Consider the following 26082-nt stretch of genomic DNA (forward strand, 5'->3'; position numbering starts at 1 on the left):
TCGCTGGCAAGCCAGCTCCTACAGGGGATATGCGTAGGGGGATGTGTACAGCCTTTAGTCCATCTCGCTTTCAACCCGGTCCCGCCCCGCCTGTTTCGCCGCATAAACCCCGGAATCCGCCCGCAGCAGCAGCTCATCCGCCCCCTCCCCGACCTGCCAGCTGGCAATGCCGAAACTCGCGGTGACGATCCCGACGTCGTCGATCGGTGTGTTGCGCAACCCTTGCCACAACTCCAGCGCCAACACATGGGCCTGTTTGCCGTCGATACCGGGGCAGAGCACCATGAACTCCTCGCCACCCAGGCGACAGAACACGTCAGAGCGGCGCAGCCGATGGCCGATGCGGTCGCAGACTGCCTGCAACACCCGATCGCCCACGGCGTGGCCATGCTGGTCATTGATGCGCTTGAAGTGGTCGATATCGAGCATGATCACCGATAACTTACCGCCACCACGCTCGACCCGGGCCATTTCGATCGTCAGGCGTTCCTGGAAATAGCGGCGGTTGTGGATCCCGGTCAGGGAGTCCGTGACCGACAGCGCCCGCAGTTCTTCCTCGACCCGTTTCAGGTCGGAAATGTCCGAAATGTAGCCATGCCAGAGTACACCGCCGCCGGGCAGTTCCTCCGGGGTCGCCTCGCCACGGACCCAGCGCAGGCCGCGCACGGGCAATAGCACGCGATACTCTTCGCGCCACGGGCTGAGGGTGTCTGCCGACGCCCGGATCGAGGCGCGGACCCGGGTTGTGTCCTGGGGATGAATCCGGGTGAAAATCGTTTCGGCATTGAGCAACAACACGTCGGGTTCCAGCTCATAGATCTCACGGATCCCATCGCTGGCGTAAATCACACTGAAGCGCCCGTCGAACTCCATCTTGAATTGGTAGATGCCGCCGGGCACGTGGGCGCTGAGTTTCTTCAGTAACAAATCCCGAGCCGCCAAGGCTTCGTGGACCCGCTTGCGCTCGGTGATGTCGATGCAGATTGCCAGGTGACCGACCCACAGGCCTTGCTCATCGAGCACGGGCGTAGCCAGCATGTTCACCGTCAGATGGCTGCCGTCGCTACGCAGCAGCGTCCACTCCCGCGCTTCGTGACCGCCCTCTTCACCGCCCTCGACCAACATCGCCTGGCAGGTCGGAATCGGCTTGCCATAACGCGCGCTCAACTCCGCCGAGCGCGCCATGAGTTCACGGGGCAGGTGCAGGTTTTCCAGGGTCATATGGCCCACCGCCTGCGCGCTGGTGTAGCCGAGCATTTGCTCCGCACCGGCGTTGAACGTGCTGATGATGCCCCGCAGGTCGGTGGCGATGATCGCGACCTGCGTCGCGGCATCCAGCACGCCCCGCAGCTGGCCATGGGTGCCGCGCAGCTCCTGTTCACGGGCGCGCAGTTCGTGGGTGCGCTGTTCGACCATTGTCAACGCCCGCTGACGCTGACTGACCAGCACGTAAAGCAAGGCACTGAGCAACACACTGAGCAAACCGCCCAGCACCACCAGGCTGGTCACCGAAGAATGGTTGGCCTCCAGAAAAGCCTCGCTGGGCAGTATGTCGACCTGATAGTCGCGGTCGGCCATTCGCAGCAACCGGGTCGCCGACAATTCGCTGGTCGCCGGCGTATTGACCGATTCGAACAGCGCTTCGTGCTGATCGACTGTGGATAAGTCGAGGATGCGCACCGAGAGAAAATCATGATCCGCCTCGGGCAACCCGTCCGCCAGCAGCTGGCGCATGCTGATGACCGCCATCACATAGCCGTAGGGTTTGCCTGCCGCCGAACCCGCGCTGTTGCGTGACATCACTGGCGCCAACAGCAGCACACCGCGCGCATAAGCCGGTTCGATACTGATCAGGTGCAGCGGCTGCGACACCGCCATGCCGCCCAACGCATCCGCGCGCTCAAGTGTGGCGCGACGCAAAGGCTGGGCCAGCAAGTCATAACCCAGTGGCGAGCCGAGCCTGCTCCGGGTCTGGCTGAAGAGTACCGGCACGTACTCATCGCGCTCGGCCGCCAGTTGCAGCTGACCGTCGGCAACGAGTTCGCGGATGGTGAAATCAGGCAGCCCTTCGTCGCGCACCTGACGCTCGAATGCCGGCCGTTCGGTGCGGGTCACCCGCCGAGCGAACGAGTACGCCTGGGTTCGGTGAAGCAAAGGTTGGGTGTAACCGTCGAATTCCTCACGGGACACCGAGTCGGAATTGGCGAAGAACCGGCGCAGGCCATCGAGGCGCTGCACCTGGTCTTCGAAGCGTTCTTCGATACGGCTGTAACGCTCGCTGGCCAGCAGCTGGAAGCGTTGCCGCAATTGTTGATGAAACAGATTCAGCGTCGACCAGGCCAGCAATCCCGTGAGAATCCCGCCGACGAGCAACACCAGCAGCGCGACCAGCCAGGCCGAGACGTCTTCACTGATAAACCCCAGGATCTTTGGGCGCACGGCGTTCAACGACATAGACGCAACTCGAGACGCCAGGTGCGGAAAAGCCCATTGGCTACCTTGAGTTATAGCTATTAGCCACTAACTTCACCAGTCCTTGTAGGAGCGAGGCTTGCCCGCGAACCAGGCGCCGCGGTGTCGCTGTAACACCGCGTCATCGTTCTTCGCCGGCAAGCCTGGCTCCTACAGGTGTTCCAATCGATTCAAGCGTCAGCGCGCCATGATTTTCCAGGCGCGGTGGATCTTGCCGTTACGGGCGAAATCCGGATCAATGGTCTGGGCGGTGATTTCCTCGACCGCGTAACGCTCGGCAAGGTTCTCCTCCAGGGTGAACTTGCGGAAGTTGTTGGAGAAGTACAACACCCCACCCGGTGCCAGCCGCGCCATGGCCAGGTCGATCAGTTGCACCTGGTCCCGTTGCACGTCGAAGATGCCTTCCATGCGCTTGGAGTTGGAGAAGGTCGGCGGGTCGATGAAGATCAGGTCGTACTCGTCACGGCAGGCGTCGAGCCAGACCATCACGTCGCCCTGCTCCAGCCGGTTCTTGTCGGAGAAGCCATTGAGCGACAGGTTGCGACGCGCCCAGTCCAGGTAGGTTTTCGACAAGTCGACGCTGGTGGTGCTGCGCGCACCGCCTTTTGCCGCATGGACGCTGGCGGTCGCGGTGTAGCAATACAGGTTGAGGAAGCGCTTGCCGGCCGCCTCTTTCTGGATTCGCATGCGCATCGGCCGGTGGTCAAGGAACAGCCCGGTGTCGAGGTAGTCAGTGAGGTTGACCAGCAGCTTCACGCCACCTTCGTTGACCTCGACGAACTTGCCCTGGGCCGCCTGGCGCTCGTACTGCTTGGTGCCGCTCTGACGCTCGCGACGCTTGACCACCACGCGGCTCTTGTCGATGTTCAACGCCTGCGGAATGGCGGCGAGGGCATCGAACATGCGTGCCGAGGCTTTTTCCGGGTCGATGGATTTCGGCGCGGCGTATTCCTGGACGTGGACCCAATCCTGATACAGGTCGATGGCCATGGAGTATTCCGGCATGTCGGCGTCATACACGCGATAGCAGTCGATGCCTTCACGCTTGACCCACTTGCCCAGGGCCTTGAGGTTCTTTTGCAGGCGGTTGGCAAACATCTGCCCGCCTTCGCTCAGGCGCGGTTGCTCGACCACCACCGGCGCCGGTTTGATCGGGTTGCCGTTCTTGTTGTACTTCTCATACTTGCCGGGTGCCACATCGTTGTCGGCAACCTCGACTTCGGCTTGCTCACGCTCAACCTGACGCTGTTCCGGGGTGCGTCGCTCGCCGGTGACGAACTGGTCTGGCGTGACCTTGATCAGCAGCAATTTGCACGGCAAGGCGCCGTTCCAGAATGAATATTGTTTGTGGCTGCGAATCCCCATGCGCTTGCCCAGGTCCGGGGCGCCGGTGAACACGGCGGCTTCCCAGTTCAGGCAGGCCTGACGCAGACGTTCGCCGAGGTTCTGGTACAGGTAGAGCAAGCTCGCCTCGTCACCCAGACGTTCGCCGTACGGCGGGTTGCAGATCACCAGGCCTTTCTGGTTCTGGTCCGGACGCGGTTCGAAAGTACCGACTTCGCCCTGGTAGATCTTGATCCACTCGCTCAGGCCGGCGCGCTCGACGTTGTTGCGGCCCGGTTGAATCAGGCGCGGGTCGGCTTCGTAACCGCGAATCCACAGGGGTGGCTTGGCCAGGCCGGCTGCGCAACGCTCGGTGGCTTCCTCGTGAAGTTTTTTCCACAGCGCTGGCACGTGACCGAGCCAGGCGGTAAAGCCCCACTGTTCGCGACGCAGGTTCGGCGCCATGTCGGCAGCGATCATCGCCGCTTCCACCAGGAAGGTACCGACACCGCACATCGGGTCAGCCAGGGCGCCGCCGTCGGCAGCAATCCGTGGCCAGCCGGAACGGATCAGGATCGCCGCCGCGAGGTTTTCCTTCAACGGCGCCGCCCCCTGCTGCAAGCGATAGCCGCGCTGGTGCAGGCTGTGGCCGGAGAGGTCGAGGGAGAGAATCGCTTCGCCGCGATCCAGGCGCAGGTGAATGCGCAGGTCCGGGTTGAGCTTGTCGATGGAGGGACGGTCGCCCTGCGGGGTACGCAGTTTGTCGACGATGGCGTCCTTGACCTTCAGGGCGCCGAAGTGGGTGTTGTCGATCCCCGAGCCGTGACCGCTGAACTCGACGGCCAGGGTGCCGTCATTGAGCATGTGGTCTTGCCACTCGATATCGAGCACACCGTGGTAGAGGTCTTCGGCATCCTTCATCGGGAAACGCTTGAGCACCAGCAGCACCCGGTTCGCCAGACGCGACCACAGGCACAGGCGATAGGCGGTTTCCATGGTTGCCATGCCGCGCACGGCAGAGGTGTGCTCACGCGCTTCTTCAAGGCCAAGCCCGACGGCTTCCTCGATAAGCAGGCCTTCAAGGCCTTTGGGGCAAGTGAGGAAGAGTTCGAAACGATCGGACATGGGAATTCCAGAACCTTTAGCTGAGTGGACCGGCAACGCATTGCCGGCCCGGTTTTCAATCAGGCGCTTTTCTAAAAGAACGCCCGCGTGGCACGAAGGTGTGCCGTCCCACCGGTGCTGCTCCGGTCAAAGGAGCTTAGATGCACAGGTAGATAAAAAAGTTGAAGCAACAAAATGTCATAAATCGACCCTTCGTCGAATAATGCCCCGCGTAATGCGAGCCATTCTCAGCAAAGGATTAACCCCATCATCTAGCGCAGGGCCCGATCATACCGGGGTTTGACCAATCACAGGCGGACAAACATCGTGTTACTTATTGCCTTACCATCTTTATCGTTACGTCCTTATGACAAAACGATCATTCCCTCGATGTGACGCATTGGTTAGAACTCAACACAGGTTGACGTCGCAACGGCGTCAACACCTTGGCTCGCGACGCCGGCAGCGAGCCCCAACGGCAGGAGTTTTTCTGCCAGACCTCAATTGAGGTCGACGCGATACATACAGTCAACAAGTGAGGGCAACACCCTATGAGAAGACTTAAGCGTGATCCGTTGGAAAGAGCATTTTTGCGCGGATATCAATATGGCGTTGGTGGCAAATCCCGTGAGCTTTGCCCATTTACTCTACCGTCGGTACGCCAAGCCTGGATTAACGGCTGGCGAGAAGGACGCGGCGACAACTGGGACGGTATGACCGGCACTGCGGGAATCCACAGACTCAACGAACTTCACGCCGTCGGCTAAGACAGGGCACAACACTCCGACACGACAATCTGATTACGTAAAAACTTACCACGCACGCCCCATCCGGGCGGCGGGCTCCGGCCCAAGGGCTCCCTCGAGGAGCCCTTTTTTATGCCATCGCCTGTCGGACACCTTCCCCTGTAGGTACCAGGCTTGCCGGCGAAGAACGCTAACGCGGTACAACAGATACACCGCGGCGCCTGGTTCGCGGGCAAGCCTCGCTCCTACAGGGATCAGCGCAGGGCTGCTATGGCGTCCACGGACTCGCGAATCAACGCCGGGCCTTTATAGATGAAGCCGGAATACAGCTGCACCAGGCTCGCCCCCGCCGCGATTTTCTCGGCCGCGTGCTTGCCTTCGGTGATACCGCCCACGGCAATGATCGGCAAGCGACCGGCCAGTTCCGCCGCCAGCACTTTCACCGTGTGGGTGCTCTTCTCGCGAACCGGTGCGCCGGACAGGCCGCCCGCCTCGTCCCCGTACTCCATGCCTTCGACGCCGACACGGCTCAGGGTGGTGTTGGTGGCGATGACCGCATCCATCCCGGTTTCGATCAACGCTTGAGCGACCTGAACGGTTTCTTCGTCGGTCATGTCCGGGGCGATCTTGATCGCCAGCGGCACATGTTTACCGTGACGCAGAGCCAGTTCCGCCCGACGCGTGGCCAGGTCGGCCAGCAACTGCTTGAGCGAGTCGCCGAACTGCAGGCTGCGCAAGCCCGGGGTGTTCGGCGAGCTGACGTTGACCGTCACGTAGCTGGCGTGGGCGTAGACCTTGTCCAGGCAGATCAGGTAGTCGTCGACCGCACGCTCGACCGGCGTATCGAAATTCTTGCCGATATTGATCCCCAGCACGCCCTTGTACTTGGCCGCGGCCACGCGGGCCAACAGGTGATCGACGCCGAGGTTGTTGAAACCCATGCGGTTGATGATCGCCTCGGCTTCCGGCAGACGGAAAATCCGTGGCTTCGGGTTGCCGGGTTGCGGACGCGGGGTGATGGTGCCGATTTCGACAAAGCCGAAACCCAGCTGGGCAAAACCGTCGATGGCCGCGCCATTCTTGTCGAGACCGGCGGCCAGGCCCACCGGATTCGGAAAGTCCAGGCCCATGACGGTCACCGGCATTTTCGCCGGTGCCTTGCACAGCAAGCCGTTGAGGCCCAAACGCCCGCCCGCGCCGATCAGGTCCAGGGACAGATCGTGGGAGGTTTCCGGGGAAAGTTGGAACAACAGCTGACGGGCCAGGGTGTACATGGGCGGCTTTGACTCGATTGGCGGCGAAATGAGGCGGCGATTATAGCCGGGCATCGGGGGTGCAGGCGAGGCACGCGGCAAAAACAGCCGGCGATGGCATATGCCTTGCACCGTCACTGGCATCAGCACCCATGCCAACGGCGGGATGGGTCGAAAGACAAAGGCGTCGTCACCTGGTCTTGCTCTGGCAAAGCCGGTACGGCGCTTTTTTATGGAAGGTGTTTACCCATGATTGAAATTCCAGCCAACCCCCTGGCCTGGGTCCATGGCAGCGATGCCCCGGAAAAGACCGAGATCAACCTGGGCTTCATGGCCCTGAGCGACTGCGCTTCGGTGGTGGTCGCAGCCACCCAGGGATTCGCCCAACCCTATGGCCTGACCCTGAACCTCAAACGCCAGTCGTCGTGGGCCAATCTGCGGGACAAACTGGTCAGCGGCGAACTCGACGCCGCTCACAGCCTGTACGGCTTGATGTATGCGGTTCACTTGGGGATAGGCGGAGTGGCTGCGACCGACATGGCCGTGTTGATGGGCCTGAACCAGAACGGCCAGAGCATCAACCTGTCCCATGGCTTGCAGGCCCTTGGCGTGACCAGTCCTGAAGCACTGGAGCGGCACGTGCACCAAAGTCGCCCAAAACTCACCTTTGCCCAAACGTTTCCAACCGGCACCCACGCCATGTGGCTGTATTACTGGCTGGCCAGCCAGGGCATCCACCCGTTGCACGACGTCGACAGCGTCGTGGTGCCGCCGCCGCAAATGGTCGCGCACCTGCAAGCGGGACGCATCGACGGCTTTTGCGTCGGCGAACCCTGGTCCGCCAGTGCGGTGAAGCAGAATCTCGGTTTTACCATGGCGACGACGCAAACCATCTGGCCCGATCACCCGGAAAAAGTCCTCGGCTGCACCCGCACCTTCGTCGAGCAATACCCCAACACCGCACGGGCGCTGGTGATGGCGATCCTGGAGGCCAGCCGCTTCATCGAAGCCAGCACCGAGAATCGCCGCGGCACCGCCCAATTGCTCAGCGCGGCGCAATACCTGGACGCGCCACTCGACTGCATCGAACCGCGCTTGCTCGGCGACTATGCCGATGGCCTCGGCAATCGCTGGCAGGACCCGCACGCTCTGCGCTTGCATGGCGCTGGCGAGGTCAACTTGCCTTACTTGTCCGACGGCATGTGGTTCATGACCCAGTTCCGCCGCTGGGGCCTGTTGCGCGACGATCCGGATTATCTCGCCGTGGCGCGTCAGGTGCAGCAACTAGACTTGTACCGAGAGGCCGCCACTGCAGTCGGGGTCGCCGTCGGCAGTCAGCCGATGCGCAGCAGCCAGTTGATCGACGGCAAGGTCTGGGACGGCTCGGACCCTGCCGGCTATGCCCGCAGCTTCAAGCTACATGCCATGAGCGACAGCTCACCGCTTTTCGCCAGCCGCTGACAGGAGACTGCAAATATGTTGCGAATCCTGCTGATCAACGACACCGCGAAGAAAGTCGGTCGCCTGAAAGCGGCCCTGACCGAAGCCGGGTTCGAAGTAATAGACGAATCAGGCCTGACCATCGACTTGCCCGCGCGCGTCGAAACGGTGCGTCCGGACGTGATCCTGATCGATACCGAGTCACCGAGCCGCGATGTCATGGAGCAAGTGGTGCTGGTGAGCCGCGATCAACCGCGGCCGATCGTGATGTTTACCGACGAGCATGACCCGGACGTGATGCGCCAGGCGATCAAGTCCGGGGTCAGTGCCTATATCGTCGAAGGCATTCACGCACAACGCTTGCAGCCGATTCTCGACGTCGCCATGGCGCGCTTTGAAAGTGACCAGGCCCTGCGTGCGCAACTGCACGCCCGGGACCAGCAACTGGCCGAGCGCAAGCGCATCGAGCTGGCCAAGGGGTTGCTGATGAAGATGAAGGACTGCAACGAGGAACAGGCCTACACCCTGATGCGCCGCCAGGCGATGAGTCGCCAGCAGAAGCTGATTCAGGTGGCGGAGCAGATTATTGCGATGAGTGAGCTGCTGGGCTGAAGGCTTATGGCGCCTGTCTGGGCGCCTTCGCGGGCAAGCCTCGCGCCTACAGATGGCGTCGAATTCAATAGGATGAACGACACAAATCCCGTAGGAGCGAGGCTTGCCCGCGAACAGCAGCAACCCGACCTCAGAGTGTTGGCACAGATCTCGCTAGGTAATCACCACAGGTAACCAACGGCGGTTGCCCCACCTACGACAAAGACGTCGCTCACCCCATTCGCTCCTGGCGAATCGGGTGGCGGCGTTTTTTTTGTTTTGGCCCCGCAGCCCGGGGCCGGTGGTGCGGCCGCATGCGGCGCCCCACTTGCAAGCTCATGACTCCTTCTCGAGACGACTAACAGCTGAGGTGCGCGATGAATTCAAGCTTCTGGAAATCCGGCCATACCCCGACCCTGTTCGCGGCCTTCCTCTATTTCGACCTGAGTTTCATGGTCTGGTACCTGCTCGGCCCGCTGGCGGTGCAGATCGCCGCCGACTTGCAATTGACCACCCAACAACGCGGGCTAGTGGTCGCCACGCCTATCCTGGCCGGGGCTATCCTGCGCTTTGTGATGGGCCTGCTGGCTGACCGCCTGTCGCCCAAGACCGCCGGCCTGATCGGCCAGGTGATCGTCATCAGCGCGCTGTTCGTCGCCTGGAAACACGGGATTCACAGTTATGAACAAGCGCTGCTGCTGGGCCTGTTCCTCGGCATGGCCGGCGCCTCCTTCGCCGTGGCACTGCCGCTGGCCTCGCAGTGGTACCCGCCGCAGCATCAAGGCAAAGCCATGGGCATCGCCGGCGCCGGCAACTCGGGCACCGTCCTCGCCGCCCTGATCGCCCCGGTGCTGGCCGCTTCGTTTGGCTGGAGCAACGTGTTCGGCTTCGCCCTGATTCCGTTGATCCTGACCATCATCACCTTTGCCTGGCTAGCCAAGAACGCCCCGGAACGGCCGAAAGCCAAGTCCGTGTCCGACTACTTCAAGGCCCTGGGCGACCGCGACAGCTGGTGGTTCATGTTCTTCTACAGCGTGACCTTCGGCGGCTTCATCGGCCTGGCCAGCGCCCTGCCCGGCTACTTCAACGACCAGTACGGCCTGAGCCCGGTGACCGCCGGTTATTACACTGCGGCCTGTGTGTTCGGTGGCAGCCTGATGCGTCCGTTGGGCGGCGCCCTGGCCGACCGTTTCGGCGGGATTCGCACACTGCTGGCGATGTACACCGTGGCCGTGATCTGCATTGCGGCAGTAGGCTTCAATCTGCCGAGTTCCTACGCCGCCTTGGCGCTTTTCGTCTGCACCATGCTCGGCCTGGGTGCGGGTAATGGCGCGGTATTCCAGCTGGTTCCGCAGCGCTTCCGTCGGGAAATCGGCGTGATGACCGGCTTGATCGGCATGGCCGGCGGTATCGGTGGCTTCGCGCTGGCGGCCGGCATGGGTGCGATCAAGCAAAGCACCGGCAGCTATCAGCTGGCACTGTGGTTGTTCGCCAGCCTCGGGGTCCTTGCCTGGTTCGGCCTGCACGGGGTGAAACGTCGCTGGAGAACCACCTGGGGTTCGGCGGCCGTCACCGCTGCACGGGTGTGAGGGCGCAATGAGCCTGCAATTGAGTTTCGCCGAAGCGAGCGCCATCGGCCCTCGCGAGGAGAACCAGGACGCCCTGCGCCTGGTCACTCCGACCCCGGCGCTGGCGGCGAGCAAAGGTTACCTGTTCGCCATCGCCGACGGCGTCAGCCAGTGCGCCGATGGCGGCCTGGCCGCCCGCTCGACCTTGCAGGCCCTGGCGCTGGACTACTACGCCACCCCGGAAACCTGGGGTGTCGCCCAGGCGCTGGATCGCTTGTTGCTGGCACAGAATCGCTGGTTGCAGGCCAACGGTGGAGGGCAACCCTTGCTCACCACCGTCAGCGCTTTGGTCGTGCGCGGCAGGCGCTTCACCCTGGCCCATGTCGGCGATTGCCGGGTCTATCGCTGGCACGCCGACGCGTTGCAACGGGTGAGCGAGGATCATGTCTGGGACCAGCCGGGCATGCAGCATGTACTCAAACGGGCGCTGGGGCTGGATCAGCACCTGGTGCTGGATTTTCTCGAGGGTGAATTGCGCGTCGACGAGAGCTTCGTGCTGCTCAGCGATGGGATCTGGGCCGTGCTGGGCGATACCGCGATTGCGGCGATCCTGCGCGATCAGCCCGATCTGCAAAGCGCCGCGCAGACCCTGGTCAGCGCGGCGCATCTGGCCGGCAGCCAGGACAATGCCAGCGCCTTGCTGGTGCGGGTCGATGCCTTGGGTGAAACCAGCATCGGCGACGCCTTGATTCATTTGCGGCAATGGCCGCTGCCGCCCGCACTGAAACCGGGCCAGGCCTTCGAGGGCTGGCAGGTCGAAGGAATACTCGGGCAGAGCCAGCAATCGCTGCTGTATCGGGTTCGCGACGGGCAACAACAGCCCTGGTTATTGAAAACCTTGCCCGGCGCATTGCGCGATGACCACCTGGCGGGGCAAGCGTTGCTGTCGGAGGAATGGTTTCTCAAACGCGTCGCCGGACGGCACTTCCCTGAAGTCCACGCCGCCAGCCAGCGTCAGCATTTGTACTACGTGATGCGTGAATACTCGGGGACGACTCTGGCGCAACTGCAGGAAAAAGCCGGACCGCTGCCCTTGGCCCAATGGCTGGACCTGTCCGAACGCCTGCTGCGGGCGGTGGGCATGCTGCACCGACGGCAAATTTTCCATCGCGATATCAAACCGGAGAACCTGCTGCTGGGGGACGACGGTGAGTTGCGCCTGCTGGACTTCGGCCTCGCCTACTGCCCCGGCCTGTCCGAAGACCAGCCCTCGACCCTGCCCGGAACGCCCAGTTACATCGCGCCGGAAGCCTTTGGCGGGGGCGCACCGACGCCGCAACAGGATCTGTATGCCGTGGGCGTGACCTTGTATTTCCTGCTCACCGGGCACTATCCCTATGGCGAAATCGAAGCGTTCCAGCGCCCGCGATTTGGCGTGCCGGTCAGTGCCAGCCGCTACCGACCCGACCTGCCGGAATGGATTGCACAAAGCCTGGACCGCGGCGTTGCGGCGGATCCGGATCAGCGCTTTGAAACGGCGGAAGAATGGTTGCTGCTATTGGAACAGGGCGAGCGGCGCAGCCTGAGCGTGCGGCCCAGACCCTTGCTGGAGCGCGAGCCGCTGAAGGTCTGGCGGACCTTGGCGCTGGTGTCGTTGGTGGTGAATCTGGTGTTGTTGGTGTTGGTGTTCCACTGTTCCTGATGTCATCACGCCCCTCGCCACAGGCTTCATATGCCCCACGACCGAGCGACCCGCCTCGAATCGGTGCACAAACATTGAAGCTGATCCTGAATTCCCGCTCGAAGCCCGCTAATACCGCGCATTTCGCCACTTGGCACAACCACTGCATTACCTCTCTCAACTGACATAAAGCCCAACCTTCAACGACGAAGGCTGCGCTGCCCGAGAGAACGGGATAAAGGACAAAGGCGTCCTCGCCAGGCAACTGGCGGGATGCCTTTTTTTGTTTGCGCAAAATTTGTCGAGCAAGACCTGAAAGCCCCGACGGGGCAGGTCGGAGCTCCCCGGAGAATCCGATGAAAAAGCTGAAACTGGTGATGATCGGCAACGGCATAGCCGGGGTTCGCACCCTGGAAGCATGCGCCTTGAACCTGTGCAATTGCCTTGGAGCTGTTCGCCCACATTGCGGGCCATGTTCAACAGCACTCTGAGACCCTGTGACCGCTTTGGAGGCATTTTCCTGTGCGAGCCCTAACATCCAAACCGTAAACACTCCACGCGACCTATACGCGCCTCCAGCGCCGTCGCACAGGATCAGTAACTAGTGAATGAGAGAGATCAATGCCCGGGCTCAACGACAGCGCGGTATTTGGCCTGTGACGATCCCCGGCGAACCGTTCGCCGTCAACCCGTGAGGAAAAACACTATGAGCGCAAAAGTCTGGCTGGTGGGTGCGGGTCCTGGCGACCCGGAATTGCTGACCCTGAAAGCGGTACGGGCACTGCGAGAAGCGGATGTGGTGCTGATCGATGATCTGGTCAATCCCGCGGTGCTGGAACATTGTCCCCAGGCGCGGATCATTCCCGTGGGCAAGCGCGGCGGCTGTCGCTCCACGCCCCAGGCGTTCATCCATCGCCTGATGCTGCGGTATGCCCGCCAGGGTAAATGCGTGGTGCGGCTCAAGGGTGGCGATCCGTGCATTTTTGGCCGGGGCGGTGAAGAGGCGCAGTGGTTACGCGAACGTGGCGTCGAGGCGGAGCTGGTCAATGGCATCACGGCCGGGCTTGCCGGTGCGACGCAGTGCGATATTCCGTTGACCCTGCGCGGCGTTGCGCGGGGCGTGACGCTGGTCACTGCCCATACCCAGGATGGCAGCAGCCTGAACTGGCAAGCCTTGGCCCAGGGCGGCACGACGCTGGTGATCTACATGGGGGTGGCGAAGCTGAGCGAGATCCGCGAGCAGCTGCTGGCCGGCGGCATGGCGGCGGATATGCCGGTGGCGATGATTGAAAACGCGTCACTGCCGCATCAGCGGGAATGTCGGAGCGATCTGACGGCCATGGAGGGAGATGCCTGCGCCTTTGAGTTGAAGAGCCCGGCGATCCTGGTGATCGGTGCTGTGGCGGCGTGTGATGAGATGAAAAGAGCGGCAGCCCCTGCATCGGTTCGGCGTGCATCCTTGTAGGCGCTGTGGCGGCTTGGGGAGATCAAAAGAGCGCCGCCCCCCCAAACCGCCAACCGCCAAACCAAGGTTGAAACCCCAAATCGCAGACAAAGAAAAGCCCGGCCGAAGCCGGGCTTTTCAGAGCTGCGAGCTAATTACTTAGCCTGAGCTTCAACCTGCGCTTCTACGCGACGGTTTACAGCACGGCCAGCTTCAGTAGCGTTGTCGGCAACTGGGCGGGATTCGCCGTAGCCAACAGACTGAACGCGGGACGATTCAACACCGTACTGGTTGGTCAGAACTTGCTTAACGGCGTTTGCACGACGCTCGGACAGTTTCTGGTTGTAAGCGTCAGGACCGACGGAGTCAGTGTGACCTTCAACAGTGGTGCTGGTCGATGGGTACTGCTTCATGAAGTCAGCGAGGTTCTTGATGTCGCCGTAGCTGTTAGGCTTGACTACCGACTTGTCGAAGTCGAACTTCACGTCCAGCTCAACACGAACAACTTCAGCAACTGCCGGGCAGCCATCAGCGTCAACAGTTACGTTGGCTGGGGTATCCGGGCACTTGTCAACGTTGTCGCACACGCCATCGTTGTCGCTGTCGGAGCAGACTTCAGCCGGAGCTGGAACTGGAGCAGCAGCAGGCTTGGAGCCGCCACCGAAGTTCACACCGATACCGACGCTTGGAGCCCACTCGGTGTCGCCCTGGTCGATGTTGTATTGAGCTTCAACGCCAGCACGGGCGTAGAAGTTCTCGGTGAAGTACAGCTTGGCACCGCCGCCAACGTTGGCGAAGGTGGAACGGTTGCGACCGTTCGAGCCGTTCTGATCAATGCTCTGATCGGAGAAGCCAGCCGAGACGTACGGACGGACCATGTCGCCTGGGTTGTTGAAGTGGTACAGAGCGTCCAGAGCGGTGTTGGCGCCCTTGATGTTCTGGCCGGAATCAGAACGAACGTTGTGCACTTCGTCGTAAGCCAGACGCAGTTCAACGTCGTCGGTCAGGAAGTAACCTACGGAACCGCCGAACAGGTTGCCGTTGTTCTTGAAGTTACGAGCGCTGTCGAATTGTTCTTTCTTTGCGAAGCCTTCGATTTCAACTGCGCCTTGGCCTTGTGCCAGAGCGCCGAACGAAGTGGCGGCAATCAAAGAACCAATGGCCAAGCCCAAGGTGTTTTTCAGTTTCATCCGTTAAATCCCCATCTGGTGATTGTGAAGCAGTCCCGCAAACCGGGGGACAACTCGGCGGCAAGTCTATCAGAACTTGCCTACACGTAAGAGATATTTGCGCTGAACTAAGTTTCAGCAACGCCTGCAAATTTCTCACGCAATTTGTCTAGAGCACGTTTGTAACGCATTTTTGTCGCACTCAAACCCATGTGCATGATGTCTGCGATCTCCTGAAATTCCAGCTCTGCGACAAATCGTAGCACCAGAATTTCTCGGTCGATCGGATTCACATACACTAACCAGCGATCAAGTCCACCCTTTTCCTCGGGTTTCGGCGCCTTCTCTTCAGACGCTTCCTCTAGGGGGTCCAGACTCAAAGCGTCCATCAAGCGACGCTTTCGCCGTTCTTTCCGATACTGCGTGATGCATTCGTTGTACGTGATGCTATATAGCCATGTCTTGAACTTCGATTTGCCCTCGAAGTTCTTCAACCCATACAACACCTTCAACATCACTTCCTGACAGACATCGTCTGCGTCGCGATCGTTCCCAAGATACCGTGCACAGACGTTAAATAATGTTCTCTGGTAACGCCGCATCAGTTCTTCATAGGCGCGCGTTACGTGAAACAGCTCGGTGTGCGAGCGCGCGACCAACTCCTCATCAGAGAGCTCGCGGGGGTCGTAGCGCGTAGAGAGCGATTGAGCTTTATTCAAAACAAGTCAGGGCCGACAGTCAGGTCAATGTCCGCCGCGGCCCTTGCGGGCTTTCAGCGGCGGCATACATTAGCAGGGTTTGCCGGGTTAGCGGCTACTCACATGCTGCTCCAGGAGGATCCGATTGGAGAGAGAGACTAGCTCACCCTCATCGGTCAGCAATGTGGTTTTAACCGTGCCGATCTCTTCGATCTGACCTTCGACCTCGCCAACGCTCACTTGTTGCCCAACCTGATACAACTCACGCACATAGATTCCCGCAAGAATCTGCCCGGCAATTTCCCGGCTTCCCAGTCCCATGGCCAGCGCAACCGCCAGACCAACGGTAATCAAAACGATCACAATCACATGGTTGAGCAGGTCAGTCTTGACCTCCAACTGGCTGATCGCGACCGAAATACTGATGATAATCACCAGGCCTTGGGCAATTCGCCCCAGGCCGGCAGCGTAATCAAGTCCTACACCCTCTGCCGCTCCACGCACCAGCCCATTGGCCAATTGCGCCAGCAACACACCCACCAGCAGCACCAGCGCGGCACCGAATACCTTTGGCAAATATAGCGCAAGCATATCCAGCGTAGCTGAAACTCGTTCAAGTCCAAGGGATTCTGCGGCCGAAACCAAAAAAATCAACAGGACGAACCAGTAGACGATCTTGCCGATCAACGTCGAGATCGGCACTTGCAGACCGGCCCGGGACAGCAATTTGGTCAGGCCGGTACCGCCCATCAGACGATCGAGTCCCAGCTTGGCGAGCAACTTGGACAACAAAGTGTCCAAAAGTTTCGCAACGACGAAACCCAACAGCAAAACAACCAGTGCACCGAACAGGTTCGGGATGAAATTCGCAACCTTGGTCCATAACGCAGTCATTGCAGTGACGAGGCTCTGAGTCCAGAGATCAAGTTCCATATTCAATCAGCCTTATCTGCAGTGCGAGCGGTAGGTTTACGGTGACGGGAGACCGGCGAGACATGGGCCGATCCGTTATTCAGGGCGATCATCAGCGCGGGCAGCCAGCGGCCCAGCAGGCTGAACAGATCACCGGCACCGACCTGGCGGTTGGCGGTTTTCAGTACACGGCCAAGGCACGCATCGTCGTCCCGGGTAGACGGTGACGCCTTGAGCATGTCACGCAAAGACTGTTCGAACGGATCGTGCATACGCACCTCTCGTGATGTCTGTGAAAAGACGCGATCAAATTTGCCCGGGTCACATGGCACACCGTCAGACCCAGCGCAAACGTCGGAATAACCACCACTGCCCCAGTGCCACCGAGAGCATCAGCGCACAGGCGACGAGGAAGCCATAGGGGCTTTCGGAGAAGGGAATTCCGCCGACGTTGATCCCCAGCAGACCGGTCAGAAAACTCATCGGCAAAAAGATCCCGGTGATGATCCCGAAGCGGTACATCGTGCGGTTCATGCGCACGCTCAAACGTCTATCTTCGGCCTCGAGGACCAGCCCCACCCGCTCCCGGGTCAATTCCAGCTCCTCGAGATAGCGGGTCAGGCTGTTGTTCAATTCGTTCCAGTAATCACCATCGTCCTCGACGAACCAGGGCAGTTTTATCCGCGTCAGCTGACCGAAAATATCCCGTTGCGGAGCGAGAAAGCGCTTCAGCGCAGCGGCCCTGCGACGGATCTGCAAAATGGCTCCATGCTCGGGAGTATACCGTTCGTCGGCATCCAGCTTTTCTTCTTCCTCATCGACCACTTCCGAGAGGCAGCTGACCAGATCCTGCACCTTGTTGGTGAGGTACTGAGCCATATAAAGGATGAGTTCGGAGGCGGTTTTCGGCCCTTTGCCTTCGGCGAGCTGCACCAGCAGTTCGTCGGTGGCGCGCAATGGCCGCAAGCGCAGGGAAATGATCCGCTGGGCCGAGGCGAAGATCCGCACCGACACCATGTCTTCCGGCTCGGCCCCGGGATTGAGGTTGACCCCACGCAAAAACAGCAGCAGTTCGAAGTCCGGCAGCGGCAAAAGACGCGGCCGGGTGTTCTCTTCGAGCAGCAGGTCACAGCTGAATTCGCTCAGGCCGCTGGATTTACGCAGCCAGGTCCGGGTTTGCGGGTGGCTGCGATCCCAGTGCAGCCACAGGCTTTCATGAGCCCGCAGCTGCAAGTCATCGAGTTCAGTCCGGGCTATCGAACGCGCACCGCCTTTACCGTCCAGCACCAGGGCATGTACCAGCCCCCATTGCGCGTTTTCTTCCTCGAACATCCTCACTCCTTTGTGGGTACGCCAGCTTATTCGGGCATTTCAAGCGGGCTTGGCGAGATGATCACGCCGTTGTTGTCCGCATAAATGTAATGGCCCGGATGGAACGTCACGCCCGCAAAGGTCACGGCCACGTTGAGATCGCCGATACCGCGCTTGTCGGTCTTCATCGGGTGACTGGCCAAGGCCTGAACCCCCAATTCGGTTTGCGCGATGACATCGACGTCGCGGATGCAACCGTAGATCAGCAGCCCTTCCCAGCCGTTTTTCGCGGCTTTCTCGGCCAGCAAGTCGCCCAACAGTGCGCGGCGCAGGGAGCCGCCGCCATCGACTACCAATACCTTGCCGTCACCCTTGAGCTCGACCTGCTCCTTGACCAGCGAGTTGTCTTCGAAGCACTTGATGGTCACGATTTCGCCGCCGAAGGAGTCATGGCCGCCGAAGTTGCTGAACATCGGTTCCAGCACCTGCACCAGCTCCGGATAGGCGTCGCACAGGTCAGGCGTGAGGTAATGTTTCATCGAGAAACTCCTGTAAAGAGGAAGGCAAGCACGAACATCACTGAGGGCAGATCAATCGAAAATGACCGAAACAACTCAACGCGTCATATCTTAGCCGCAAGCCGATGAGAGCGAAATGCCCTTGTTAGAGCATCAGGCCCGGATCGCAGTGGCAAAATCCGATTTTTCGCCCAGCAAAGGTGTGCGCTGATCCGCCAGCCAGCGTGCCACCAATGGCCAGACTTCGGTCTGGGCCGCTTTGCTGACGAGCATTTCCACGTGACCGAAATTATCGCCAAAGCCCTGTTCGCGACCCAGGGTGATGAATTGTTTGTGCTCGGACCCCAGCTGATCGAACAGCTTACGGCAGGCCCAGGCGGGATCCTGATGGTCACCCGTGGCACTCACGGCCAGCACTGGCAACTGGACGTCGGCCAGTCCGGCCCACCAATCCTTGTCGGCATCGCCAAAACGGCCGAACAGGCCATACCAGCGCATGCTTTCCAGGGCCAGGCCGATCGGTTCGTCTTCCGGGCCGCGCTTGAGCCGCGAGCCGGACAGTTGCGCGAAACGCTTGAGAATAAAGCGCCCGCTCCACTCCACCGGCGGAAATTTCAATGGCCAGTAGGTTCGGCTGACCTGTGTACCGAAAAATGCCGCAGAAGCCACGACCGATTCGCCGATGTACTCGCCGCCCAATGCCGCGGCCAGTGTGATGCCGCCGAGGGAGTGACCGATCCAGTGCGGGACCTGGTCGCTTTGCTCGCGCACAAAGGCGCCAATGGCAGGCAGATCGTATCGAGCGTAGTCGGCAACGCGGTTATTACGATAGTTCTGGTTGCGCTGGGACAAGCCATGGCCGCGCATTTCCGCGATCCACACATCGAAGCCCTGGCGCGCCAGATAGGCGCCCAGACCCAAGCCCTTTGGGGAAAACCAGAACCGTCGATTGGAAAAGCTGCCGTGCAACAGGATCACCGGCACGCCACGCACGGCGGGCTCGTCGGCCATGCCGAGACGTGTCACAGCCAGTTCGACGGTGCCGTCGGGGCTGTTGCCAGGTTTCAAACGATAGACGTCTTCGCTCAGATCACCGCGTCGTTCGGCGCTGATCAGGGCGACAGGAAATAGGTGGCTGCTGCTTTGCATAATGCTCTTGCACAAAAAAGGGCGGCTTCCAGAGGAGCCCGCCCTACTTGAAATCTTAAAGCCCCGGCCGACAAACCGGGGCTTCATTCTGTAGGAGCGAGCTTGCTCGCGATGGGCTTCAGGACGACGCGTCTATCCAGCAGAGGCGCGTTATCGTTAGCGTCCATCGCGAGCAAGCTTGCTCCTACAACAACATCATCATCAAGCCTGAGCTTGACCTTCAGCCAGGAAGAACCAGGTTTCCAGCACGGAATCGGGGTTCAACGAAACGCTTTCAATGCCCTGTTCCATCAGCCATTTGGCCAGGTCAGGGTGGTCCGAAGGGCCCTGACCGCAGATGCCGATGTACTTGCCAGCCTTGTTACAGGCCTGAATCGCGTTGGCCAGCAGCTTCTTGACCGCCGGATTACGCTCGTCGAACAGGTGCGCGATGATCCCGGAGTCACGGTCCAGGCCCAGGGTCAGCTGGGTCAGGTCGTTGGAGCCGATGGAGAAACCGTCGAAGAACTCGAGGAATTCTTCAGCCAGGATCGCGTTGGACGGCAGTTCGCACATCATGATGATGCGCAGACCATTCTCGCCGCGAGCCAGGCCATTTTCGGCCAACAGATCGATCACTTGGCTGGCTTCGCCCAGTGTACGGACGAACGGCACCATGATTTCAACGTTGGTCAGGCCCATCTCGTTGCGCACGCGCTTGAGCGCGCGGCACTCGAGTTCGAAGCAGTCACGGAACGCTTCGCTGATGTAACGCGAAGCACCGCGGAAGCCCAGCATCGGGTTTTCTTCTTCCGGCTCGTAGAGCTTGCCGCCGATCAGGTTGGCGTATTCGTTGGACTTGAAGTCCGACAGTCGCACGATGACCTTTTTCGGGGTGAACGCGGCGGCCAGGGTGCTGATGCCTTCAACCAGCTTGTCGACATAGAAGCCAACCGGGTCGTCATAACCGGCGATGCGCTTGTCGACGCTGTCCTTGATGTCCTGCGGCAGGCCGTCGTAGTTCAACAGCGCTTTAGGGTGCACGCCGATCATGCGGTTGATGATGAATTCCAGGCGGGCCAGGCCCACACCGGCGTTCGGCAGTTGCGCGAAGTCGAAGGCGCGGTCCGGGTTGCCGACGTTCATCATGATCTTGAACGGCAGATCCGGCATGGCATCCACGGAGTTTTTCTTGATGTCGAAGCCCAGTTCGCCTTCGAAGATGTAACCGGTGTCGCCTTCAGCGCAGGACACGGTCACGCCCTGGCCGTCTTGCAACAGCTGGGTGGCGTTGCCGCAACCGACCACGGCCGGGATGCCCAGCTCGCGAGCGATGATCGCTGCGTGGCAGGTACGGCCGCCACGGTTGGTGACGATGGCGCTGGCGCGCTTCATGACCGGTTCCCAGTCCGGGTCGGTCATGTCGGAGACCAGCACGTCGCCTGGCTGGACCTTGTCCATCTCGGACACGTCCTTGATGATGCGGACCTTGCCGGCGCCGATGCGCTGGCCGATGGCGCGACCTTCCACCAGCACGGTGCCGGTTTCTTTCAACAGGTAGCGTTCCATGACGTTGGCCGAGGTACGGCTCTTCACGGTTTCAGGACGGGCCTGAACGATGTAGAGCTTGCCGTCGTCGCCGTCTTTGGCCCATTCGATGTCCATCGGGCACTTGTAGTGCTTCTCGATGATCATCGCTTGCTTGGCCAGTTCGCTGACTTCGGCATCGCTCAGGCAGAAACGGGCGCGATCGGCCTTGTCGACGTCGATGGTCTTGACCGATTTACCGGCCGTGGCGACTTCGCCGTAGATCATCTTGATGGCCTTGCTGCCCAGGTTGCGACGCAGGATGGCCGGACGACCGGCAGCCAGCGTGCCTTTGTGGACATAGAACTCATCCGGGTTCACCGCGCCTTGTACGACGGTTTCACCCAGGCCGTAGGCGCCGGTGATGAACACCACGTCACGGAAGCCCGATTCGGTATCGAGGGTGAACATCACCCCGGCGGTGCCGGTTTCGGAGCGGACCATGCGCTGCACGCCGGCCGACAGGGCTACCAGCTTGTGGTCGAAGCCCTGGTGGACGCGGTAGGAAATGGCGCGGTCGTTGAACAAAGAGGCAAACACCTCCTTGGCGGCGCGAATGACGTTTTCGACGCCACGGATGTTCAGGAAGGTTTCCTGCTGACCGGCGAAGGAAGCGTCCGGCAGGTCTTCAGCGGTAGCCGAAGAGCGCACGGCCACGGCCATGTCAGGGTTGCCGGCCGACAGCGTGGCGAACGCGGTGCGGATTTCGGCGTTGAGTTTCTCGGGGAATTCGGCTTCCATGATCCATTGGCGGATCTGCGCACCGGTCTTGGCCAGGGCGTTCACATCTTCGACGTCCAGCGCATCGAGCGCGGCATGGATCTGATCGTTCAGGCCGCTCAGCTCAAGAAAATCACGATAAGCCTGAGCTGTCGTGGCGAAGCCACCGGGCACCGATACACCGGCACCGGCCAGGTTACTGATCATCTCGCCCAGGGATGCGTTCTTGCCCCCTACGTGCTCCACATCATGGACGCCGAGCTTATCGAGGGAAACTACGTACTCTACCAAGGTGATCTCTCCACTAACTGTGTTGGATAAGCTCAGAAGCCGGCTGCTCCAGGGAGCGTTTGCCAGCTGTATGGCCTGGACCTGGAAAATAAGTGAGAATGCGGGCCACTGGCGGCCGGCAAATCGCGCCTATCATATCCAAGAATGAACATTAGCTTAAGGCCCAAGGTGCAAATGAAACGATCTGCCTTCTTTATTTCCGACGGCACCGGCATCACAGCGGAAACCCTCGGCCAAAGCCTTCTGGCGCAGTTCGAAAACATTACCTTCAGCAAATTCACGCGACCGTACATCGACAACGCGGATAAAGCGCGGGCCATGGTACAACAAATCAACAAAGCCGCCGAAAACGACGGCTTCCGGCCGATCATCTTCGACACCATCGTCAATCAGGACATCCGTGAGATCCTCGCAACGTCCAATGGTTTCATGATCGACATTTTCTCGACCTTTCTGGCGCCTCTTGAACAGGAATTGACCGAGCATTCTTCCTACACCGTCGGCAAGTCCCACTCCATCGGCAGCAATTCCAATTACATGGAGCGGATCGAGGCGGTGAACTTCGCCCTGGACAACGACGATGGCGCCCGTACCCACTATTACGACAAGGCCGACCTGATCCTGGTGGGCGTGTCCCGTTGCGGCAAAACCCCGACCTGCCTGTACATGGCCATGCAATTCGGCATCCGCGCGGCCAACTACCCGCTGACCGAAGACGACATGGAGCGCCTGCAACTGCCGACGGCCCTGCGCACCCACCAGCACAAGCTGTTCGGCCTGACCATCGACCCGGACCGCCTCACCGCGATCCGCCACGAGCGCAAGCCCAACAGCCGCTATTCGAGCTATGCCCAGTGCGAGTTCGAAGTGCGCGAGGTGGAGAACCTGTTCCGCCGCGAGAACATCCCGCACATCAACTCCACGCATTTCTCCGTCGAGGAAATTTCGGCGAAGATTCTGGTGGAAAAAGGGGTTGAGCGGCGGTTCAAGTAATTTTTTAGCGCCTGCCCGGCCGCCATAGCCGTAGGAGCCAGGCTTGCCGGCGATGGCGCACTCGAGGACGCCTTCGCCGGCAAGCCTGGCTCCTACGGCTATGGCGTCAGATCACGAATAAATCGACGAACCGGTTCACCGGTGTGGCCTCCAGCTTCGCCTGGTCCTTGCATAGTGCAAAGATCTCGGCGCTGCGCTGCACCGTAAACCGCGTCGCCAGGTTCGCCTTGAACTTGTCCTCGAGCAGCGGGATGCCGTCGGCACGGCGCCGACGATGGCCGATCGGGTACTCGACCACCACGTTTTCGGTGCTCGAACCGTCCTTGAAAAACACCTGCACCGCATTGGCGATGGAGCGTTTATCGGCTTCCAGGTATTCGCGGGTGTAGCGCGGATCTTCGACGATGACCATTTTTTCGCGCAACACGTCGATGATCGGATGGGCGGCATGGAAGTCGTCTTCGTATTGCTCGGCCACCAGATTGCCGAACGCCAACGGCACGGCCGTCATGTACTGGATGCAGTGATCACGGTCGGCGGCATTGGCCAGCGGGCCGACCTTGGAGATGATGCGGATCGCCGATTCGTGGGTGGTGATGACGATCCTGTCGATTTCGTGCAGGCGATTCCTGACTTGCGGATGCAGGGTCACCGCCGCTTCGCAGGCGGTTTGCGCGTGGAATTCGGCGGGGAAGCTGATTTTAAACAGCACGTTTTCCATCACGTAGCTGCCGAATGACCGGGAGAAACTGAAAATCCGCTGGTCTTCTGGCTTGAGCGCCAGATCGTTGTTGGTGTGGCTGAACAATACGTCGTAAAAGCCCCACTGCCTGGCGGTCAACACGCCGGGGATCCCCATTTCACCGCGCATCGCGATGTCCGCCAGACGCACGCCACGGCTGGATGCATCGCCCGCCGCCCAGGATTTTCGCGACCCGGCATTCGGTGCATGCCGATAAGTACGCAACGCCTGGCCATCGGCAAAAGCGTGGGACAACGCCGCCAGCAACTGCTCGCGATTGGCCCCCATGAGTTTGGCGGTGACGGCGGTCGAGGCGACTTTCACCAGGATGACGTGATCCAGTCCTACGCGATTGAAGGAGTTTTCCAGCGCGATGATGCCCTGGATCTCATGGGCCATGATCATGGCTTCAAGCACCGCGCGAACGGTCAGCGGTGCGTCGCCATTGGCCACGCGCTTTTGCGACAGGTGGTCCGCCACCGCGAGAATGCCACCCAGGTTATCGGACGGATGGCCCCATTCGGCGGCGAGCCAGGTGTCGTTGTAGTCGAGCCAGCGGACGATGCAACCGATGTCCCAGGCCGCCTTGACTGGATCGAGACGGTAGCTGGTGCCGGGAACCCGAGCGCCAAAGGGGACGACGGTGCCTTCCACAATGGGACCGAGGTGTTTGGTGCATTCTGGGAAGCGCAGGGCCAGCAGGCCGCAGCCGAGGGTGTCCATCAGGCAGTTGCGGGCGGTGTCCAGGGCTTCTCTGGATTCGATGTTGAAGGTCAGGACGTAATCGGCGATGTCCTGCAGAACCCTGTCGTAGTCGGGGCGGTTGTTCAGGTCGACGTTGGCGCTCATGTTCGATTCACTCTTGAAGTGGTTCGTTGATGGGACCTCGGTTCAGGTTTCAATCTCAGCCGGTCGCTACTTTCTTATTGTGAAATGCAATCCCCTGTAGGAGCTGGCTTGCCAGCGAAGAATTCGAAAGCGCCGCGTTTTATCAGGAACCACGCGTTTTCGTTAACGACCTTCGCTGGCAAGCCAGCTCCTACAGGGGGGGGCGGTGTCACAGGCAACAGTGATGTTGGATGTGCTGGCCTCTTCGCTGGCAAGCCAGCTCCTACAGGGGGTTTGTGTCGGTTAGAAGGAATCACCCGGCACGCGGACGTAGCCTTCCATCAATACCCGCGCGCTGCGGCTCATGATGGCCTTGTTCACGGTCCATTCACCGTTTACCAGGCTGGCCTCCGCGCCCACCCGCAGGGTGCCGGACGGATGGCCGAAGCGCACAGCGTTGCGTTCGATACCGCCCGCGGCGAGGTTCACCAGGGTGCCGGAGATCGCTGCAGCCGTACCGATCGCCACGGCCGCCGTGCCCATCATCGCGTGGTGCAGCTTGCCCATGGACAGTGCGCGCACCAGCAGGTCGACATCGCCCGCCGCAATCGCCTTGCCGCTGGACGCCACGTAGTCGGCCGGTTTGGCCACAAAGGCGACCTTGGGCGTGTGCTGACGCTTGGCCGCTTCGTCCAGATCCTTGATCAAGCCCATGCGCAACGCGCCGTAAGCCCGAATGGTCTCGAACATCAGCAGGGCTTTCGGGTCGCCGTTGATCGCGCCTTGCAACTCGGTGCCGGTGTAGCCGATGTCTTCGGCATTGACGAAGATGGTCGGGATGCCGGCATTGATCATGGTCGCCTTGAAGGTCCCGACCCCGGGCACTTCCAGATCATCCACCAGGTTGCCGGTGGGGAACATCGAACCGCCGCCGCCCTCTTCTTCCGCCGCCGGGTCCATGAATTCGACTTGCACTTCGGCGGCCGGGAAGGTCACGCCGTCGAGTTCGAAATCACCGGTTTCCTGCACTTCACCGTTGGTGATCGGCACATGGGCGATGATGGTCTTGCCGATGTTGGCCTGCCACACGCGAACCACGGCCACGCCGTTGTGCGGGATGCGGCTGGAATCCACCAGGCCGTTGCTGATGGCAAACGAACCGACCGCCGCCGACAGGTTGCCGCAGTTGCCGCTCCAGTCGACGAACGGCTTGTCGATGGAGACCTGGCCGAACAGGTAATCGACGTCGTGATCGGCCTTGATGCTTTTCGACAGGATCACGGTTTTGCTGGTGCTGGAAGTCGCGCCGCCCATGCCGTCGATTTGCTTGTCGTACGGGTCGGGGCTGCCGATCACGCGCAACAACAGCGCATCGCGCGCCGGGCCGGGAATCTGTGCCGCTTCGGGCAGGTCTTTCAGGCTGAAGAACACGCCTTTGCTGGTGCCGCCACGCATGTAGGTGGCGGGGATTTTGATCTGCGGTGCGAAATGAGTTGCCTGAGCCATGGTGCTCTTTACTCCTTGCTAAAACAGACACGGGACTTGAAGTCCCGTGTTTGCATG

General features: G+C 60.7%; 21 protein-coding genes. 8 read left to right on the forward strand and 13 right to left on the reverse strand.

The features are described 5' to 3' along the window. Positions 1–54: 54 nt before the first annotated feature. Complete coding sequence (locus ELQ88_RS24575; protein WP_138968354.1) at positions 55–2454, reverse strand: diguanylate cyclase; 2400 nt, start codon at positions 2452–2454, stop codon at positions 55–57. Between the two features lie 195 nt (positions 2455–2649). Next, positions 2650–4920: a bifunctional 23S rRNA (guanine(2069)-N(7))-methyltransferase RlmK/23S rRNA (guanine(2445)-N(2))-methyltransferase RlmL gene (gene rlmKL / locus ELQ88_RS24580; RefSeq protein ID WP_128870627.1), complete on the reverse strand. Its 2271-nt coding sequence runs from the start codon at positions 4918–4920 to the stop codon at positions 2650–2652. 530 nt (positions 4921–5450) lie between these two features. Between rlmKL and ELQ88_RS24585 the strand changes: the two genes are divergently transcribed. Beyond that, positions 5451–5666 carry a ribosome modulation factor gene (locus ELQ88_RS24585; RefSeq protein WP_003223300.1) on the forward strand — a complete coding sequence of 72 codons (216 nt, stop codon included), beginning with the start codon at positions 5451–5453 and terminating at the stop codon, positions 5664–5666. 233 nt (positions 5667–5899) lie between these two features. Here the strand turns inward: ELQ88_RS24585 and ELQ88_RS24590 are convergent, their stop codons facing one another. After that, positions 5900–6919, reverse strand: a complete 1020-nt coding sequence (locus ELQ88_RS24590) for a quinone-dependent dihydroorotate dehydrogenase (protein ID WP_128870628.1) — start codon at positions 6917–6919, stop codon at positions 5900–5902. Between the two features lie 228 nt (positions 6920–7147). Between ELQ88_RS24590 and ELQ88_RS24595 the strand changes: the two genes are divergently transcribed. The 6 genes from ELQ88_RS24595 to cobA all read left to right on the forward strand — a co-directional run bounded on the left by ELQ88_RS24595 (position 7148) and on the right by cobA (position 13643). Next, entirely contained in the window at positions 7148–8359 is a 1212-nt protein-coding gene (locus ELQ88_RS24595) for a CmpA/NrtA family ABC transporter substrate-binding protein (protein WP_138968356.1), read from the forward strand. 15 nt (positions 8360–8374) lie between these two features. Further along, the gene (locus ELQ88_RS24600; RefSeq protein WP_128870630.1) at positions 8375–8950 is read left to right on the forward strand and encodes an ANTAR domain-containing protein; all 576 of its coding nucleotides are present in this window, start codon (positions 8375–8377) and stop codon (positions 8948–8950) included. 356 nt (positions 8951–9306) lie between these two features. Beyond that, positions 9307–10518 (forward strand): nitrate/nitrite transporter, encoded by a 1212-nt coding sequence (locus tag ELQ88_RS24605; protein WP_138968358.1) that lies wholly within the window; start codon positions 9307–9309, stop codon positions 10516–10518. Between the two features lie 7 nt (positions 10519–10525). After that, a complete protein-coding gene (locus ELQ88_RS24610) occupies positions 10526–12199 on the forward strand; it encodes a bifunctional protein-serine/threonine kinase/phosphatase (protein ID WP_138968360.1) in 1674 nt (557 codons plus the stop codon). 335 nt (positions 12200–12534) lie between these two features. After that, entirely contained in the window at positions 12535–12669 is a 135-nt protein-coding gene (locus ELQ88_RS34985; protein WP_263597806.1) for a hypothetical protein, read from the forward strand. Positions 12670–12884: 215 nt separating this feature from the next. Beyond that, positions 12885–13643: a uroporphyrinogen-III C-methyltransferase gene (gene cobA, locus ELQ88_RS24615; protein ID WP_128870631.1), complete on the forward strand. Its 759-nt coding sequence runs from the start codon at positions 12885–12887 to the stop codon at positions 13641–13643. A gap of 134 nt (positions 13644–13777) precedes the next feature. Here cobA and ELQ88_RS24620 read toward each other — a convergent pair whose 3' ends face one another. From ELQ88_RS24620 to ppsA, 8 genes are all read right to left on the reverse strand, one after another. Further along, a complete protein-coding gene (locus tag ELQ88_RS24620; protein ID WP_128870632.1) occupies positions 13778–14812 on the reverse strand; it encodes an OmpA family protein in 1035 nt (344 codons plus the stop codon). Between the two features lie 107 nt (positions 14813–14919). Then, complete coding sequence (gene sigX, locus ELQ88_RS24625) at positions 14920–15510, reverse strand: RNA polymerase sigma factor SigX (RefSeq protein WP_064678884.1); 591 nt, start codon at positions 15508–15510, stop codon at positions 14920–14922. A gap of 87 nt (positions 15511–15597) precedes the next feature. Then, positions 15598–16422: a mechanosensitive ion channel domain-containing protein gene (locus ELQ88_RS24630; RefSeq protein ID WP_064678885.1), complete on the reverse strand. Its 825-nt coding sequence runs from the start codon at positions 16420–16422 to the stop codon at positions 15598–15600. A gap of 2 nt (positions 16423–16424) precedes the next feature. Continuing rightward, positions 16425–16673 carry a hypothetical protein gene (locus tag ELQ88_RS24635; RefSeq protein ID WP_064678886.1) on the reverse strand — a complete coding sequence of 83 codons (249 nt, stop codon included), beginning with the start codon at positions 16671–16673 and terminating at the stop codon, positions 16425–16427. A gap of 64 nt (positions 16674–16737) precedes the next feature. Continuing rightward, positions 16738–17733, reverse strand: coding sequence for a zinc transporter ZntB (locus ELQ88_RS24640; RefSeq protein ID WP_128870634.1), 996 nt, complete (start codon positions 17731–17733; stop codon positions 16738–16740). A 26-nt stretch (positions 17734–17759) separates the two neighbouring features. After that, positions 17760–18251, reverse strand: coding sequence for a ribonuclease E activity regulator RraA (rraA, locus tag ELQ88_RS24645; RefSeq protein ID WP_128870635.1), 492 nt, complete (start codon positions 18249–18251; stop codon positions 17760–17762). A 132-nt stretch (positions 18252–18383) separates the two neighbouring features. After that, positions 18384–19379 carry an alpha/beta fold hydrolase gene (locus ELQ88_RS24650; RefSeq protein ID WP_138968362.1) on the reverse strand — a complete coding sequence of 332 codons (996 nt, stop codon included), beginning with the start codon at positions 19377–19379 and terminating at the stop codon, positions 18384–18386. Positions 19380–19580: 201 nt separating this feature from the next. Further along, positions 19581–21956 (reverse strand): phosphoenolpyruvate synthase, encoded by a 2376-nt coding sequence (ppsA, locus tag ELQ88_RS24655; protein ID WP_128870637.1) that lies wholly within the window; start codon positions 21954–21956, stop codon positions 19581–19583. A 174-nt stretch (positions 21957–22130) separates the two neighbouring features. On the opposite strand from ppsA, the gene ELQ88_RS24660 reads away from it, so the two are divergent. Beyond that, positions 22131–22949: a pyruvate, water dikinase regulatory protein gene (locus ELQ88_RS24660; RefSeq protein ID WP_064678891.1), complete on the forward strand. Its 819-nt coding sequence runs from the start codon at positions 22131–22133 to the stop codon at positions 22947–22949. A gap of 106 nt (positions 22950–23055) precedes the next feature. Here the strand turns inward: ELQ88_RS24660 and prpD are convergent, their stop codons facing one another. Further along, positions 23056–24540 (reverse strand): 2-methylcitrate dehydratase, encoded by a 1485-nt coding sequence (gene prpD / locus ELQ88_RS24665; RefSeq protein ID WP_128870638.1) that lies wholly within the window; start codon positions 24538–24540, stop codon positions 23056–23058. 282 nt (positions 24541–24822) lie between these two features. Beyond that, positions 24823–26025, reverse strand: a complete 1203-nt coding sequence (gene prpF, locus ELQ88_RS24675; RefSeq protein WP_138968366.1) for a 2-methylaconitate cis-trans isomerase PrpF — start codon at positions 26023–26025, stop codon at positions 24823–24825. Positions 26026–26082: the final 57 nt, after the last annotated feature.

It is taken from the genome of Pseudomonas sp. MPC6 (genome assembly GCF_006094435.1).
Lineage (GTDB): Bacteria > Pseudomonadota > Gammaproteobacteria > Pseudomonadales > Pseudomonadaceae > Aquipseudomonas.